At 67.9% G+C, this 15010-nt stretch carries 18 protein-coding genes; 12 read left to right on the forward strand and 6 right to left on the reverse strand.

The features are described 5' to 3' along the window. Together GM656_RS15585 and rdfA are read left to right on the forward strand one after the other, a co-directional pair. Positions 1 to 1170: an ABC transporter substrate-binding protein gene (locus tag GM656_RS15585; protein WP_174242994.1), complete on the forward strand. Its 1170-nt coding sequence runs from the start codon at positions 1 to 3 to the stop codon at positions 1168 to 1170. A 52-nt stretch (positions 1171 to 1222) separates the two neighbouring features. Beyond that, positions 1223 to 1837, forward strand: a complete 615-nt coding sequence (gene rdfA, locus GM656_RS15590) for a rod-determining factor RdfA (protein ID WP_162414608.1) — start codon at positions 1223 to 1225, stop codon at positions 1835 to 1837. A 6-nt stretch (positions 1838 to 1843) separates the two neighbouring features. Here the strand turns inward: rdfA and GM656_RS15595 are convergent, their stop codons facing one another. Further along, a complete protein-coding gene (locus GM656_RS15595; protein WP_162414609.1) occupies positions 1844 to 3799 on the reverse strand; it encodes an archaea-specific SMC-related protein in 1956 nt (651 codons plus the stop codon). Positions 3800 to 4043: 244 nt separating this feature from the next. On the opposite strand from GM656_RS15595, the gene GM656_RS15600 reads away from it, so the two are divergent. The 5 genes from GM656_RS15600 to GM656_RS15620 are packed head-to-tail and all read left to right on the forward strand — an operon-like array spanning position 4044 to position 8077. Further along, on the forward strand, positions 4044 to 5180 hold the full coding sequence (locus tag GM656_RS15600) for a PTS fructose transporter subunit IIC (protein ID WP_162414610.1): 1137 nt from the start codon (positions 4044 to 4046) through the stop codon (positions 5178 to 5180). 14 nt (positions 5181 to 5194) lie between these two features. Continuing rightward, a complete protein-coding gene (locus GM656_RS15605) occupies positions 5195 to 5671 on the forward strand; it encodes a PTS sugar transporter subunit IIA (RefSeq protein ID WP_162414611.1) in 477 nt (158 codons plus the stop codon). Beyond that, positions 5668 to 5946 carry an HPr family phosphocarrier protein gene (locus GM656_RS15610; protein WP_162414612.1) on the forward strand — a complete coding sequence of 93 codons (279 nt, stop codon included), beginning with the start codon at positions 5668 to 5670 and terminating at the stop codon, positions 5944 to 5946. The genes GM656_RS15605 and GM656_RS15610 overlap by 4 nt, the downstream gene beginning before the upstream one ends. Positions 5947 to 5948: 2 nt before the next feature. Continuing rightward, complete coding sequence (ptsP, locus tag GM656_RS15615) at positions 5949 to 7631, forward strand: phosphoenolpyruvate--protein phosphotransferase (protein WP_162414613.1); 1683 nt, start codon at positions 5949 to 5951, stop codon at positions 7629 to 7631. Further along, positions 7628 to 8077 carry a PTS fructose transporter subunit IIB gene (locus GM656_RS15620; protein WP_162414614.1) on the forward strand — a complete coding sequence of 150 codons (450 nt, stop codon included), beginning with the start codon at positions 7628 to 7630 and terminating at the stop codon, positions 8075 to 8077. Before ptsP ends, GM656_RS15620 begins: the two co-directional genes overlap by 4 nt. Before the next feature lie 121 nt (positions 8078 to 8198). Here the strand turns inward: GM656_RS15620 and GM656_RS15625 are convergent, their stop codons facing one another. Next, positions 8199 to 8732 (reverse strand): type IV pilin, encoded by a 534-nt coding sequence (locus GM656_RS15625; protein ID WP_162414615.1) that lies wholly within the window; start codon positions 8730 to 8732, stop codon positions 8199 to 8201. 347 nt (positions 8733 to 9079) lie between these two features. Between GM656_RS15625 and GM656_RS15630 the strand changes: the two genes are divergently transcribed. From GM656_RS15630 to GM656_RS15640, 3 genes are read left to right on the forward strand one after another with little or no spacing between them, the layout of a single operon-like run. After that, on the forward strand, positions 9080 to 9337 hold the full coding sequence (locus GM656_RS15630; protein WP_162414616.1) for a hypothetical protein: 258 nt from the start codon (positions 9080 to 9082) through the stop codon (positions 9335 to 9337). Next, positions 9334 to 9519: a hypothetical protein gene (locus GM656_RS15635; protein WP_162414617.1), complete on the forward strand. Its 186-nt coding sequence runs from the start codon at positions 9334 to 9336 to the stop codon at positions 9517 to 9519. The genes GM656_RS15630 and GM656_RS15635 overlap by 4 nt, the downstream gene beginning before the upstream one ends. 47 nt (positions 9520 to 9566) lie before the next feature. After that, a complete protein-coding gene (locus GM656_RS15640; RefSeq protein ID WP_162414618.1) occupies positions 9567 to 9926 on the forward strand; it encodes a hypothetical protein in 360 nt (119 codons plus the stop codon). Between the two features lie 21 nt (positions 9927 to 9947). Here the strand turns inward: GM656_RS15640 and GM656_RS15645 are convergent, their stop codons facing one another. After that, complete coding sequence (locus GM656_RS15645; RefSeq protein ID WP_162414619.1) at positions 9948 to 11255, reverse strand: DUF362 domain-containing protein; 1308 nt, start codon at positions 11253 to 11255, stop codon at positions 9948 to 9950. A 43-nt stretch (positions 11256 to 11298) separates the two neighbouring features. Continuing rightward, positions 11299 to 12462, reverse strand: coding sequence for an acyl-CoA dehydrogenase family protein (locus GM656_RS15650; RefSeq protein ID WP_162414620.1), 1164 nt, complete (start codon positions 12460 to 12462; stop codon positions 11299 to 11301). 374 nt (positions 12463 to 12836) lie between these two features. On the opposite strand from GM656_RS15650, the gene GM656_RS15655 reads away from it, so the two are divergent. Then, positions 12837 to 13172 (forward strand): hypothetical protein, encoded by a 336-nt coding sequence (locus GM656_RS15655; protein WP_162414621.1) that lies wholly within the window; start codon positions 12837 to 12839, stop codon positions 13170 to 13172. 218 nt (positions 13173 to 13390) lie between these two features. Here GM656_RS15655 and GM656_RS19380 read toward each other — a convergent pair whose 3' ends face one another. Next, the gene (locus GM656_RS19380; protein WP_367397975.1) at positions 13391 to 13792 is read right to left on the reverse strand and encodes a DUF4112 domain-containing protein; all 402 of its coding nucleotides are present in this window, start codon (positions 13790 to 13792) and stop codon (positions 13391 to 13393) included. 296 nt (positions 13793 to 14088) lie between these two features. On the opposite strand from GM656_RS19380, the gene GM656_RS15665 reads away from it, so the two are divergent. Next, on the forward strand, positions 14089 to 14442 hold the full coding sequence (locus tag GM656_RS15665; protein ID WP_162414623.1) for a four-helix bundle copper-binding protein: 354 nt from the start codon (positions 14089 to 14091) through the stop codon (positions 14440 to 14442). 130 nt (positions 14443 to 14572) lie between these two features. Here the strand turns inward: GM656_RS15665 and GM656_RS19590 are convergent, their stop codons facing one another. After that, positions 14573 to 15010, reverse strand: a complete 438-nt coding sequence (locus GM656_RS19590) for a hypothetical protein (RefSeq protein ID WP_338401359.1) — start codon at positions 15008 to 15010, stop codon at positions 14573 to 14575.

A 15010-nucleotide genomic window follows, 5' to 3' on the forward strand; every position in this document is an offset into this window, starting at 1 on the left:
ATGGACGACGACATCGCAACGTCACCGACCCGCAGAGACTACATCAAGTACGGTGGCACGGTCGTCGGCGGCGGCCTCCTCGCCGGCTGTCGCGGCGACGAGGCGACGGACTCGACGCCGACCACCGTCACGTCGACGGATTCGGAGCCGGCAACGAGCGAGGACGCGGGTTACTCGGTGTCGATGGAGCCGGTCGGGGAGGTGTCCTTCGACGACGTGCCCGAGACGTGGCTGGCGATGACCGGCGGCTGGGCCGACATGGGAATCGCGCTCGGGCAGGACCCGCCAGCGGGGGTGACGAGCACGAGTCGCTACCACACGCACCACTACGACGACCTCCCCGGCGTCTCCGTGGACAAGGACGAGATCCTCCAGCTTTACGACGCGGGAATCGACAAGGAGCTGTTCTACGAGCTCGACGTCGACCTCCACGTCTTCGACCCGCATTTCCTGACGAACCGAATCGAGAACATCGCCGCGGAGGACATCGACGAACTGGCGACGACCGTCGCCCCGTTCTTCGGGAACACGATTTTCAGCCGGCAGTACGCCTGGCACGACGACTACCGCTACTACTCGCTGTACGAGGCCTTCGAGAAGCTGGCGGCGGTGTTCCGAGAGCGAGAGCGATTCGAGGCGTTTCGCTCCCTTCACGACGAGGTCCTCGGTGGACTCGACGAGCGCATCCCCCCGGAGCGTGAGCGGCCGTCGGTCGCCCTGCTGATGGTCGTCTCCGAGGAGCCGTCGAAGTTCTACCCCTTCCGCATCGAGCGGGGGACCGGCTGGAAGCAGTGGCGCGACCTCGGCGTCCCCGACGGCCTGGACGGGTCCGGAATCGAGTCGTTCACCGCCTCACGAGGGACGATGGGGTACGAAGCGCTGCTCGACGCGGACCCGGACTACCTGCTGCTGTACGGGTACGAGTCCATGTCGCCCGAGGCGTTCCGAGAGACGTTCCTCTCGTTCTTCCGCGACCACGAGACCGCCAGCGAACTGACCGCGGTGCGGGAGGGGAACGTATATCGGGCGGGCGGCTTCTATCAGGGGCCGATTCAGAACCTCGCACTGACCGAGCGCGCCGCGAAGCAGCTCTACCCCGGAGAGTTCGACTCGGACGAACGGCTGTTCGACCGCCAGCGCGTCGCCGACATCGTCACCGGAGATTTCTGAGTCGACGCGGGACAGCACAACGGATTTACCGCGGTCACTCCATCTATCGACGATGGGGTCCGACGGATCGAACGCCGGGCGGCGGTCGAAGGTCGCGCGACTCATCGAGTCGTACGAACTGGGTGCGATGGGGTCGGAGCTGGAGGCCGCGTGGCTCGGCGAGAGCCGCGAGCGTCAGAGCCTCCGCGCCCTGGCCGACCGCTTCAATCGGGCGCTCCTCCTCGCCGAGATCCGCGACGCCACCATGGACGTTGTCGACGGCGAGCCCGAGAACTTCTATCGGCTCCTGACCGACGACGATGTCAGCGCTGGCACGCGCATCGAGGCCGAGAACCGCCTCGAACGCGCCGGCGTCGACGTGGACGGCCTGCGGGACGACTTCGTCACGTACCAGGCGATCCGCCACTACCTCACGGAGGTGCGTGGTGCGACCTACGAGCGCGACGCGGACAGCGGGCAGGTAGAGCGCGAGCGCGGGGGCATCGACCGCCTGCGCAGCCGCGTCGAGACCATCGTTCGGGACACGGTCGACCGGCTGAACGCCGCCGGGAAGCTCTCGGTGGGCGAGTACCGCGTCTTCGTCACCGTCGACGTCCTCTGTGCGGAGTGCGGGTCGCGTTACAGCGTCAGCGACCTGCTCCGACGCGGCGGCTGCGACTGCGAGTGAGCGGGCTCAGATCTCGTCGACGCGGTCGTAGCGCTCCGGGAGCGCCTCGGCGTCCTCCGGGAGCAGCGCGACGACGAGGAACGCGGGGAAGTCGGCGAAGTACTCGACCAGCGCGGCGATCCGCTCGGCGTCGATGGCTTCGAGCGAGTCGAGCAGCATGAACGGCACGTCCTCGTACACGTCGTGGACGAGGTAGCCGGCGAGCGCGAAGACGAGGCCCGTGACCTCGCGCTCGCTCTCGCTCAGGTGGTCGACCGTGTCCTCGTAGACCGTGCCGCCCTCGGTGCTCCGGACGACGTGGAGATCGAACGTCGAGCCCGCGTCGCCGTCGGCGTCGTCGACCCCCTCGGTCGGCGTGTCCGTCCGCTCGAGCCAGATGCGCTCGACGTTGTCGTACTCGAGGAGGGCGAGGACCTCGGCCATCTTCTCGTTGAACTGCTCGGTCGCCTCGGCCTCGAGGCGGTCGATCCGCGACCGGAGGTCGACGAGGTCGTCGACGACCGCCTCGCGCTCGGCGACCAGTTCGTCGTCGCGCCGGATCTCCGCCTCCATCTCGGTGATCTCGTCGGTCACCTCGTCCAGTTCGGATTCGAGGCTGTCGAGTTCCAGTTCCAGTTCGTTGGCCTCCGTGTGGAGTTCGAGCACCTCGTCGAACCCCTCGGTCCGGAGCTGGGACACCCGTTGTTCGAGAGCGGCGACGCGGTCAGAGAGGTTGTCCCGGCGCTGTCGGAGGTCGGTCACCGTCGACTGGCGGCGGTCGATCTCGCCGTCGACGTCGTCGATCGTCTCGCGCAGGTCCCGCGTCCGAGAGAGGGTGTCGCGGATGTCCCGGCGCTGCTCCAGCAGGTCGTCCAGGTCGGACTCGATGTCGTCGATGTCGTCGATGGTCTCCTGGCGGTGCTCGCGCATGCGCTCGATGGTCGACTCGATGCGCTCCGCCTTGACGTGTGAGCCGCAGGTCCAGCAGGTCGTCTTCGAGCCCCGGTAGAGCTGATCGGTGATGTCGCCGACGCTCTCTGGCTTCGCGGTTATCGCGTCGGTGATCTGGGAGTGCTCGCCGGCCAGCAGTTCCTCGTTGAACCCGATGACGTTCTGCAGTCGGGTCGTGTACTCGGAGAGCTCTCGCTTTCGCTCGCGGAGCCGTTCGACGTCCGCTTCGATGGCTTCGAGGCGGTCGTCGGGGGCGTCCGGGAGCCCGGCGAGTTCGGCGGCGAGACGGCCCCGCTCATTGCGCAGCGCCGCGATGCTCTCCTGTTCGGATTGTATCTCATCTCGCACGCGCGCGAGTTCGGACCGGGTCGCCTGGAGTTCGTCAAGCGCCGTCTCCAGTTCGTCCCGGTTCTCGCGGGTCGTCTCCAGGTCCAGGTCGCGCTCGTCGATGCGCTCCTCGACGCGTTCTAAGTCCGCCCTGACCGCGGTGACTTCCTCGCGGAGGTCCGCCCGCTGACGTTCGAGGCCGGGGAGGTCGCGCTTGAGCGACGCGATCCGGTCGAGTTCGTCGTCGATCTCCTGCTTTCGCTCCTCCGCCTCGCTGATCTCACGGCGGATGGCGGTCACGTCGATCGGCCGCATGATGAGGTCCCGGAGGTCGTCGCCGCGCTCGACCGCGCGCCGGGCCTCGTTGTCCTCGAGGAGAAACGCGAAAAGGTCCGCCATCGTCGCGTCGGCGAGCAGCCCGGCCCCCGAGCCGACGACGCCGTCCTGGGTCCGCGTGAGCGTCCGCTCGTAGGTCTCGCCGTCGAGAGCGAGTTCGACGCGGCCCCTGTCGGCGTCGCCCTTGACGCTCGCCCACTCGCTGCCGTGGGCCGCCATCACGGCCTGGAGAAACGAGGTCCGGTTCGTCGCGTTCCGGCCGCGGAGGACCGTCACGCCGGGAGAGACCTCGACCGTCGTCTCGTCGATCCCACCGACGTTCTCGACGGAGAACGTGGCCGTCTCCTCGGTCACCGGGAGTGAGCCCATGATCCCAACTGTGCGAGTCACCGGCATAAGCACTGTGACGCGCGCGACGGCCGCCGAGCGGGTGGCCGCCGCCGACGCGCAGAAGGGCTAACAGACATATGTCTGTTAGTCTATGGCTCGCCGGCGACTAGTTCCAGTCACAAACAATCGTGCAAATCCATATAGCGAGCAAATACAGTGAAGAACGCGCAGAAACACGTACGCTTATCTATCCCCTTCTATGTAGCTGTCTCCGTCGGACACAATGGCACAAAACAGAGCAGAGAGCGCCCTGCGCTCTCACGTGACCTCCGTCAAGGAGGACCTGATGACGGGCGTATCGTTCATGATCCCCTTCGTGACCATCGGCGGGATCTTCCTGGCCGTCGCGTACGCGGTGGGAGACACGCAGGCGGTCTTCGACAACACCGGGTCGGCCGGCTGGTTCCTGGCCCAGATCGGCGTCGCGGGGCTGACCATCATGGTCCCGATCCTCGGTGGCTACATCGCGTACGCTATCGCGGACCGCCCGGGGCTCGCGCCGGGCTTCCTGCTGGCGTACATCCTCCAGCAGGGGACCGTCGTCTCGGAGGCGGCGACGGTCATCGGTCTCTCCGGCGGCGAGGCCGGCGCGGGCTACCTCGGCGCGATTGTGGCCGGACTGCTCGCGGGCTACGTCGCGCGCTTCTTCAAGAACCTCGAAGTGCCCGAGTTCATCCAGCCGATGATGCCGGTGTTGCTCATCCCGGTGGCGACGATGGCGGTCCTGACGCCCATCATGCTGTTCGTGCTGGGCGTCCCCGTCGCGCTCGCCAACGAGGCGCTGACCTCCTTCCTGCAGTCGATGCGCGGCGGGCAGGCCATCGTCGTGGGCCTCATCCTCGGCGGGATGATGGCCTTCGACATGGGCGGTCCCGTCAACAAGGTCTCCTACGTGTTCGCGACCGGGCTCATCACGGAGGAGATCTACGCGCCGATGGCCGCGGTCATGATCGGCGGGATGATCCCCCCGATCGGTCTGGCGCTCTCGAACTTCATCGCGCCCCACAAGTACGCGGCAGAGATGTACGAGAACGCAAAGAGCGGCGTCGTGCTGGGCTTCTCGTTCATCACGGAGGGCGCGATTCCGTACGCCGCCGCCGACCCGCTCCGGGTCATCCCGGCCATCGTCGCCGGGAGCGCCGTCGGCGGCGGGATGTCGATGGCGCTGGGCGTGACGATGCCCGCGCCCCACGGCGGCATCTTCGTCATCCCGCTGTCGAACAAGCCGCTCATGTTCCTCGCGAGCATCGTCGTCGGCTCACTGGTCACGGCCGTCATCGCGACGGTCATCAAGCCCGACTTCGAGGACCGCGTCGACACGGGCGCCGAAGCGAGCACCGCACAGCCGACCGACGACTGACGACACACCACACAATGACAGACGCAATCGAAGCGGACGACATCGACGAACTGATCCCGGCGAGCCACATCTCGCTGACTGAACCGCCCGCGGAGAAGGAGGCCTGCATCGAGTACCTGCTGGACCTGCTGGTCGAGGCCGGACGAGTCGAGGACCGCGAGACGGCGCTCGCCGCGCTGCTGGAGCGCGAGTCCGAGACCACCACCGGCGTCGGAATGGGCATCGGCATCCCCCACGCGAAGACCGACGCAGTGAGCCGCCCCTCGCTCGCGTTCGCCCGCTCAGAAGACGGCGTCGACTTCGGCTCGATGGACGGCGAGCCGGCGACGCTCATCTTCATGATCCTCGTGCCGGCCTCGGGCAGCGAGGACCACCTCAAGATCCTCAGTTCGCTCTCGCGGGGCCTGATGCACGAGGAGGTCCGCGACGACCTCCACGCGGCCGAGGACGAGGCCGCCGTCCAGGACGCGCTCCGGGAGGCCATCGCATGAGTCGCGAGCGCGTCGTCACCATCGTCCCCGAGGCGGGCCTGCACGCCCGCCCGGCCTCCGCGTTCGTCAAGGCCGTCACCGACCACGACGCCGAGGTCTCGGCCGGGCCGCCGGACGGCGACCTCGTGCAGGCCGGGAGCATGATCGCCGTCACCAGCCTCGGGGCCGGCCAGGGCGACGACCTCAGGCTGGTCGCCGAGGGGCCCGACGCCGAGGCCGTCCTCGACGAACTGGAACGGATCCTCACCACGCCCGAGGAGGAACTGGACGCCTGACGATGGCCCAGCGCACGCTCCGGGGGACCGGCGCGACGCCCCGCTCTGGCGTCGGGACGGTCGTCTGGTACGGCCGCGACATCTCGCTTCCGGACCCCGACGGCGCGGTCGACCCCGAGGCCGAAATCGAGCGGTTCGCCGACGCCGTCGGGACGGCGCGCGCCGAACTGGAAGCCGAGCGCGAGGCGACGGCCGAACGGGTCGGCGAGAGCGAGGCCGCCGTCTTCGACGCCCACATCCAGTTCCTCGAAGACCCGACCATCGAGGACGCCGTCGAGACGAGCATCAGCGACGGCCTGGACGCGGCGAACGCCGTCGACGACGCCTTCGGCGAGCACATCGAGCAGTTCGAGGGAATGGACGGCCGGATGGCCGAGCGCGCGGACGACCTCCGGGACGTTCGCGACCGGCTCCTCCGACTGCTGACGGACGGCGAGCGCGTCGACCTCAGCGACCTGCCCGAGGGCAGCGTCGTGCTGGCCGAGCGACTGACCCCCAGCGACACGGCCCAACTCGATCCCGAGCGCGTCGCCGGCTTCGCGACGGTCACCGGCGGGCGGACCTCCCACGCGGCGATCTTCGCCCGCTCGCTCGCGCTGCCGGCCGTCGTCGGCGTCGGCGACGAACTGGAGACCGTCGAGGAAGAGACCGAGGTCGTCGTCGACGGCGACGGGGGACGACTGCTCGTCGGGCCGGACGACGACGAGCACGAGGCCGCCGCGGCGGACTCGGGCGCGACCGTCGTCGAGGGCGCGGTCGAGACGGCCGACGGCCGAGAGATCGAGGTCGCGGCGAACGTCGGCCGTCCCGAGGAACTCGAACCCGCGGCGGACCGCGGGGCCGACGGCGTCGGTCTCTACCGGACCGAGTTCCTCTTCCTCGACCGGGAGACGCCGCCCTCGGAGGACGAGCAGTACGAGGCCGTACGGGAAGCGCTCGACACCTTCCCCGAGGGCCGCGTCGTCGTCCGCACGCTGGACATCGGGGGCGACAAGCGCATCCCCTACCTCGACCTGCCCGAGGAGGAGAACCCCTTCCTCGGCGAGCGGGGCATCCGGCGCTCGCTCGACCCCGATTCGGACCTGTTCGCGACGCAGCTCCGCGCGCTCCTGCGCGCCGCCGCCGACGGGGCGGGCGACCTCGCGGTCATGTTCCCGCTCGTCGCCACGGTCGAGGAGCTCGACGCCGCGCTGGCCGCGCTCGACGACGCGCTCGACGACCTCGAAGCCCGCGGCGTCGACGCCGAGCGACCCGAAGTCGGCGTGATGATCGAGACGCCGAGCGCCGTGTTCGTGGCCGACGAACTCGCCGCGCGCGTGGACTTCCTCTCCATCGGCACGAACGACCTCACGCAGTACGTGATGGCCGCCGACCGGGAGAACGAGCGCGTCGGCGACCTCCACGACCCGACGCATCCGGGCGTGCTCCGGGCCATCCACCGCACGGTCGAGGCTGCCCACGCCGCGGACGCCTGGGTCGGGATGTGCGGCGAGATGGCCGGCGACCCCGACCTGACGGAACTGCTGGTCGGCCTCGGTCTCGACGAACTCAGCATGAGCGCCGTCACGATTCCCGACGTGAAAGCCGCCGTCCGGGAGACGGAGTACAGCACCGCGAGCGAGCTGGCCGACGCCGCTCGCTTCGCCGCAACGCGCAGCGCGGTTCACGACGCACTCACCCAATGAAACTCGTCGCAGTCACGTCCTGCCCGACTGGGATCGCCCACAGTCAGATGGCAGCCGAGAACCTAGAACAGACAGCCGAACAGCTTGGCCACGACATCAAGGTCGAGGTCCAGGGCGCGATGGGCGCGGAGAACGAGCTCTCCGCGGCCGACATCGAAGCCGCCGACGCGGTCATCATCGCGGCGGACACGGCGGTCAACCGGGACCGCTTCGAGAACGTCCCGCTCGTCAAGGGGACCGTCAAGGACGCCGTCAACGACGCCGAAGGCATGATCGAAGAGGCTCTCGCCGCCGCCGACGGCGACGCCAGTAGCGACGGTGCCAGCGCGGGCGGCTCCGACAAGTCAGACGCCGGCAGCGGTGGCGATACCGGCGGACAGCAGCGCCGCCGCGGTGGCGACCGCTCCAAGAGCCTCGTCGCGCGGCTGAAGCGCCTGTTCAGTTGATCCGATCTCCGCCGAACCACATCGTCGGTCGCCGATGCGAACACGAACGGCGTCGGCGACCGGTTCGGAGAAGCGAAGCCGGCTGATACCGATACCTCCACTCGCAGTCTCGCCCCACTGGTCACCCCTCGCGGACGGTGAACGTCTCGAGCCGGTAGGTGTCCTCGCCGGTCGGGTCGCCGGGGTTGACGCCGACCACCGACCGACTGCTCCAGTAGACCGTGATTCGGACCCCGTCCGCGCTCCCCGCCGGGTCCACGTAGACGGTTTCACCGGCGTCCCACGTCGACCCGATGCCGACCTGCGGGGGATTGTTCCCCGACGACTCGGTGAACTTCTCCAGGCGACTCGCGTAGGCGTCGTTCGCGGGGGTCCCGTTGTCCGGCGACCCGCCGATGTCGAGGTCCGTCGAGCCAGTCACGTAGAGTTGCTCGGTCTCGGCCGCGTCGCCGGCGACCAGCGTGATCGCGACCGTCTGTTCGCCGCCGTCCGGGACGAGGTCGTGCGAGAGGTCCATGACCGGGGCCGTCGACTGGAGACCGGACCCCATGTCGACGACGAAGACAGTCATCGTCGCGGCGAGAACGACCGTCACAGCGACCAGTAGAACGACGCTGATAACCGACGAGACGCCCCGTGATCCCCAGTCACCCATCTGCCTCGAAAGAGGGGGAATGGGAAGTAAATACGTTTCGGGCAACTCAGGTCTCGTTCCCGAATCCCCCGCCCTCGCGGGGAGGCCGACGACCAGTGAAGGCACTCCGTCACCGCGCCCGCGACCGCGGCGATAGAGCGCTATAGAGATCTCAATAGCTACTCGTCGAAACGCTCATAGAAACACCGATAAAGTTTCTCAGCAGTTTTCAGCCCGTCTCATGCGTTCGTGAAACGTCACGAAAAACAGCTAAAACGTCTCGCGGCCGGGGAAATCGTACTGAATCGACGCCAACGGTCTGTCCGTTATATGCGGGTATGGAGACATAGAACGGACAGAGCCCACTCATGTCTACCTCCACGCCCTCCACCAGAGAACGGCCGGACGCCGTCGCGACGAGTCAGAAGCTCGCGTCGGACGCCCTCGGCACGGTCACCGCGGCGGTCCGAGCGCTGGCCTTCTGGCTGACGATCCCGCTGCCGGCCGTGCTCGTCGTCACGCTCGTGTCGGGACTCGTCGCGTCCGCGCCGCTGGCCGTCGCCGGCCTCGTCGGACTGAACGTCGCCTGCGCCGTCGTCGGCCGGAACCACTCGCCGGAGGCATGACGCTCGAAGCCTCCCCCGCGCGAGCCGCGGCCGACGGCCGGACGAAGCGGACCCTGTTCTGTCCGACCTGCGGCCACGAGAGCGCGATGGACGACGGCTGGATCGACGACGACGGGACCGAGCGCCGTCGGCTGCTCTGTCCGGGCTGCGGCGACACGGTCGTCGACCGCCCCCGGCCCTGACTCGTTCCGTCGCCACCGTTTTGCGGACTCAGGACCCACTGTCCGCCGTGCCGAATCTCCGTCGCGATGCCGCGTTCGCCGGGCTCTCTGGGGTGTGTCTGCTGGCGTCTCTGTTCCTGACCGGCGAAGCGGCCGCGCTGGGCTCGTTCCCGGCGGCCGCCGCCGGCGTCGGGGCGGCGCTCGCCCTCGAGGCGATGTTCGTCGCCGACACGCCGGTCCGGACGCTGTGGGAGCGCCGGGGGGTCAGGCTCGCGAGCGCGGCGGCGCTTGTCGCGGGCGCGCTCGGCCTCGCGACGGTCGGCGGGCCGCTCGTCGTCGCCGCCGCCTGCTGGGGGCTCGCGACGTACTTCGTCCTGCTCGTACTCGTTCTCGGGGGCTACTGGGGCGACGCGGGGAGCGAACCGTGACGGTGACAACCACCCAGAGCGTCAGTCTCCCGAGTCGGACGTGAACGTCGCAGTTCCGTCCTCGAAGGTCAGCGACTCGCGGGCGACGGCCTCGGCGGCGTCGGGGAGGTCCGCGACGACGGCCGCCGAGACGCGAAGGTCGGCGAGGTCCTGCGTGTTGCGGATCCAGACGATTCGGACCGTCTCGGGGTCGTAGCCACCGAGAGCGGTCAAGGCCGTCCGGAGGGCGAACTCGTCGTCGGGCGCGACCACGGGGAGCGTCGCCTTCGCCAGGGAGCCGCTGGTGAGCACGTTCGCGTAGGTCTTGTCCAGGTCGAGCTGGTCGATCGCCGCCTGCCGCGTGAGGTCCGCGAGACCGATGCCGGCCCCGTTGCCCTTCGTCGCCTCGGTGAGCCCGCGGGCGTACAGCAGCTTGACGGCCGGTTCGTCGGGGTCGGGCGCGTTGAGGACGCGGTAGCGGCCGACGACGTTCGTGTCCATCCCCGCGCCGGAGATCTCCTTGCCGAGTTCGTCGACGACGAGCAGGTCGATGTCGTCGACCGGGAGCGTCGCCATCTCGTCGTAGGCGCTCGCTAACAGGTCTGGCTCGCGGTCGAGGAACGATCCGACCGGGACGGCCTCGACGCGGGCGGTCTCCTCGTGGAAATTCTCCACGAGGGCGATGCCGCCGAGCAATGACAGGGCGGACTCGACGACGGGGAGCGCGGCCTCCAGCGTCTCGACGTACCCTTCCTGGATGGCCGTCGAATGGAACGCCTTCGCGCCGCGTTGCTTCCCCAGGCCGACGACGGACATCTTCGTCAGCCCGCTCTCGACGCGGCCGCTGTAGTTAGTGTGGGCCTTCACGCGGTTCACTACGAGGACGGCGTCCGCTTCCAGCGCCGCCGTCGAGACGTGGACCGTCATCTCGGTGTCGCCGACCGTCACCGATTCCAGTTCCTCGGTGTCCATCCCCGCGTCGATCGGTGCGTCGAGGCGGTCCTCGGTGATTTCGAGCGCCGACAGGACCTCGCGCTGGCCCTCGGCCGTCGCACCGCCGTGGCTCCCCATCGCGGGGACCACGACCGGCTCGAGCCCCCGCTCGCGGATAGATTCGACGACGGCCCGGGCGATGTCGTCGATGCGGTGGATGCCGCGGCTACCGACGGCGACGGCGACGGTGGCTCCCGCGTCGAGCCGGTCGAAGTCGAGGGCGTCGAGTTCGGCCCGGGCGGCCGCCACCGGATCCGCGACGCTGGCGGTCTCGGGGTCGTACCTGACCCGAGCGAACGCGGGGAGCGGCTGTGGTTCGATGAGGTCGTCCACGGCCGCTCGGTCGGGGAAGTCCATACCGGACGAACGGCGGCGCGCCATACAAAATCCGCGATCGGCCTCACTCGAACGCCGAGATGCCGGTCAGGTCGTGGCCGAGCACGAGCGAGTGGATGTCGTGGGTTCCCTCGTATGTGTAGACGGTCTCCATGTTCGTCAGGTGGCGCATCGGCGGGTAGTCGGCGGTGATGCCGTTCCCGCCGAGCATCTCGCGGGCGACGCGGGACTGCTCGCGGGCCATCCGGGCGTTGTGTCGCTTGGCCATCGACACCTGCTCCGGCCGGAGGTCGCCCCGCTCTTTGAGGTCGGCAAGCCGGTGGGCGAGCAGTTGCCCCGTCGTGATCTGGGTCGCCATCTCCGCGAGCTTCTCCTGCTGGAGCTGGAAGCCGGCGACGGGGCGGCCGAACTGCTCGCGGTCTGTCGCGTACGCGCGTGCGGTCTCGAAGCAGTTTCTCGCGGCCCCCACCGTGCCCCAGGCGATGCCGTAGCGGGCCTGCGTGAGACAGGACAGCGGCCCCTTCATCCCCTCGACGCCCGGGAGGACGCTCCCCTCGGGGACGCGGACGTTCTGGAGCGCGATCTCGCCGGTGATCGAGGCGCGAAGGGAGAGTTTCTCGTCGATCTCGTTCGTCGTGACGCCGTCGCGGTCCGTCTCGACGAGGAAGCCCCGGACCGGGTCGCCGTCGGCGGAGCGGTCGCGCGCCCACACCAGCGCGAGGTCGCTGATCGGCGCGTTCGTGATCCAGGTCTTCGACCCGTTGAGGACGTACCCGTCGCCGTCGCGCTCGGCGCTCGTCTCCATGCTCGCGGGGTCCGAGCCGTGTTCCGGTTCGGTGAGTCCGAAACAACCCACCCGCTCGCCCCTGCCGAGTGACGGGAGCCACCGTTCTTTCTGTGCCTCGCTGCCGTAGGCGTGGATCGGGTACATGACGAGCGCGCCCTGCACGCTGGCCATCGAACGGACGCCGCTGTCGCCCGCCTCCAGTTCCTGCATGAGGAGGCCGTACGCCGTCTCGCTGATCCCCGGCAGGTCGTACTCCTCGATAGTCGGCGCGTAGAACCCCAGTTCGCCCATCTGCGGGATGAGGTCGGTCGGGAACGTCCCGTCGAGCCAATGAGTCCCCACATCGGGCCTGACCTCCGACTCGACGAACTCGCGGGCGGTGTCGCGGACCATCCGCTCCTCCTCGCCGAGATCGGCCTCCAGGCCGAGGTAATCGATCATACGCCTCCAACGGCTGCGTCTCAGGTAAGGATTTCTCCGAGTCCCCCGGTCGAAGCCTGGGGCAGACCGCGAAATCGGGCCACGAGTCGGGCTGTACGACAGCGGAAGCAGTAGTGTTACCCAGACGGGCAGATATGAGATCGTATTGCCAACTCTACATCCATTTTGGCGGTTTATAATCCTATTCTATCGTAGAGAACACCATATATTTAAAAGTACGGCCATTTCGGGCCGTTGTACCCCCGGATTTGCGACAGCACGTCCGCACATCCAGCATTGTAGCCACCCATATTTTGACGATAAACGGAGCGGAGATGGTGTCGCACAGTTAGATATGGAAACGTATTTCTACAGGTGTGCACACATTGGCTACTATGAGCGACGAAGACGACATCGAAGACGAGAACGTTACGGTATCGATGGAGATCTCCGGAGATTACGAAGAAGTCATGTCGAAGCTATCGATGGAAGAGTCGGGGACGACGTCGCTCGCGCCGCTCCTCGACGACCTCGAGACGCTGCTCGAAACCGTCGTCCGGATGGACGGCGGCACGCGGAGCGCCATCGCACAGAAGCTCCCCGACACGATGAGCGTCACGTTCGACGCGCAGGCGGTCGTGGACACGCTGCAGGTGCTCGAACGGTACGACCTCGTCGTGCTCGAAGGGAACACCTGGAAGCCCGGCCCCCAGCTCACGATCGAGGAGTGAGTGTCCCGCCGCCGCCGACCACGCGGGCAGCGGCGTTTGGCGACCGAGAAAGAGGCGTATAACAAACACCCGATAGCGTGCAGTATCCAGTGCGGGCACGAAGCGTGCTCGTACGCTCCCAGCGGCCGTGTTCCCTTGCTCCCCTGTACGGGAGGGCGGCTGCCCGCCGGGTGTCACCCACCCGGTCTTGTTCCCCATTGACCAGACCGACCGGTAGCTCAGCGCTCGGTCGCGCCGGCCAGGTCTTCGACTGCCAGTTCGACGTTCCACTTGTTCGCCTTCCAGACAGCGTCGAACAGCGCGCCGAGTACGGGGACGGACCCACCGACGGCGTCGACGGAGACGTTCGCGAGCATCGCGAGCAGCGTGCCGTAGGAGACGCCTAGCCGCGCCGATTCGAGGACGATGTACAGCGAGACGCCGGCCGCGACGGCGTCACCTGCCCCGGGCACCACGCCCAGCAGCGGATCGATTCCGACGCGGTAGTCGGTGCCTGGAATTTCGACGCTCTCGTCGAGGAGGGTGGCGACGGCGGCCATCCGTCGGACCGCGGCGCGGTCGACCGTCGGCGGTAACTCGCCGCGGATTTCGGCGTCGAACGCGTCTTCAAGGTCTGATATCGCTGACTCGTCGGGACCTTCGTCCGACGAGGTGCGTGGGCCATCGCCGACGGGGATGTCGACCGCGTCGTCGTGATCGGTTTCGTGGTCGCCGTCGGTCGCGTGCTCGTCTCCCGCGTCGGTGTCGTCCGTGTCGTCAGTGGACATAGCGACACGTCGGGGCACTGGCGCATAGTGCCGCGGCCTGCATAGGCCACCCGCAGTCGCGCCTCGGGTCGGCGGCGTGACCGGCGGCGTCTGTGGCTTTCACATGCAGGCTATGGCCTTGAACGTACGAGCGGCGTATCCAGGATGCAATGTCATCAGTCGAACCCCTCGCCGACGCGGACCACCTGAGCGAGCGCGAACGCGAGTGCCTGGAACTGTGCCAGCAAGCGACGGAAGTGTGCGAGTGGTGCGCCGACGAGTGCACGCGCATCGACGGGATGACCGACTGCGTCAGACTGTGTCGCGACGTGAGCGACATCGCGGCGCTGCACGCCAAGTTCCTCGCGCGCGGGTCGGACCACCGGGAGGCCCTGGCCGGTCTCTGTGCGACGGTCTGTCAGGACTGCGCCGAGGAGTGTGAGAACCACGAGTACGACCACTGCCGCACCTGTGCCGACGTCCTTCGCGAGTGTGCGGAGGCCTGCGAATCGATGGTCAAGTAACGAACCACGGCGAACGGGCCGGCGCGAACTCGGCCCTTCGGCGCGGTGAGGAGACTGTTCTACCGAACCAGCGTTCGAAGAATGTGACCGCGAAGCCGTCGGCTCGTCTCCCGACGGAGACGGACTGGCACTACAGGTTCGAGTGCAGTCGGATCTCGTCGTCGGTGACCGTGTCGACGGCCTCTTGCTGGAGCGGATAGCCGTCGTCGTCGTCGGTGTCTTCCCAGCCGAGTTTCGTCTTGAGTTTCGTCGTCAGACCCGGGTCTGGGTCGACGTACGCGGTCCCGTATCGGTACCCGCTAACGATTCCAATCTCTGTGCCGTCTTCGGCGACGACCGTCTTCCCGACGTCGTCGTCGGTGATCTGAGCAGTTGACATCGCACTCAACCGTAGCGGCGTCTCGCCCATCACCCCGCTGCTTGCATAGGCAGTAGCGACGCGGCGGTCAGGCGGAGAGCGCCGTTCGACGGTTCCGACCCAAACCGGACCGGAGCCGTCCACAGCACGCGGGTACGGTGTACAGGTCAACAGAAAAACATAAGCGTATACCATTCGCACGACAACCAT

It is taken from the genome of Haloarcula salina, assembly GCF_010119195.1.
GTDB classification, from domain to species: domain Archaea; phylum Halobacteriota; class Halobacteria; order Halobacteriales; family Haloarculaceae; genus Haloarcula; species Haloarcula salina.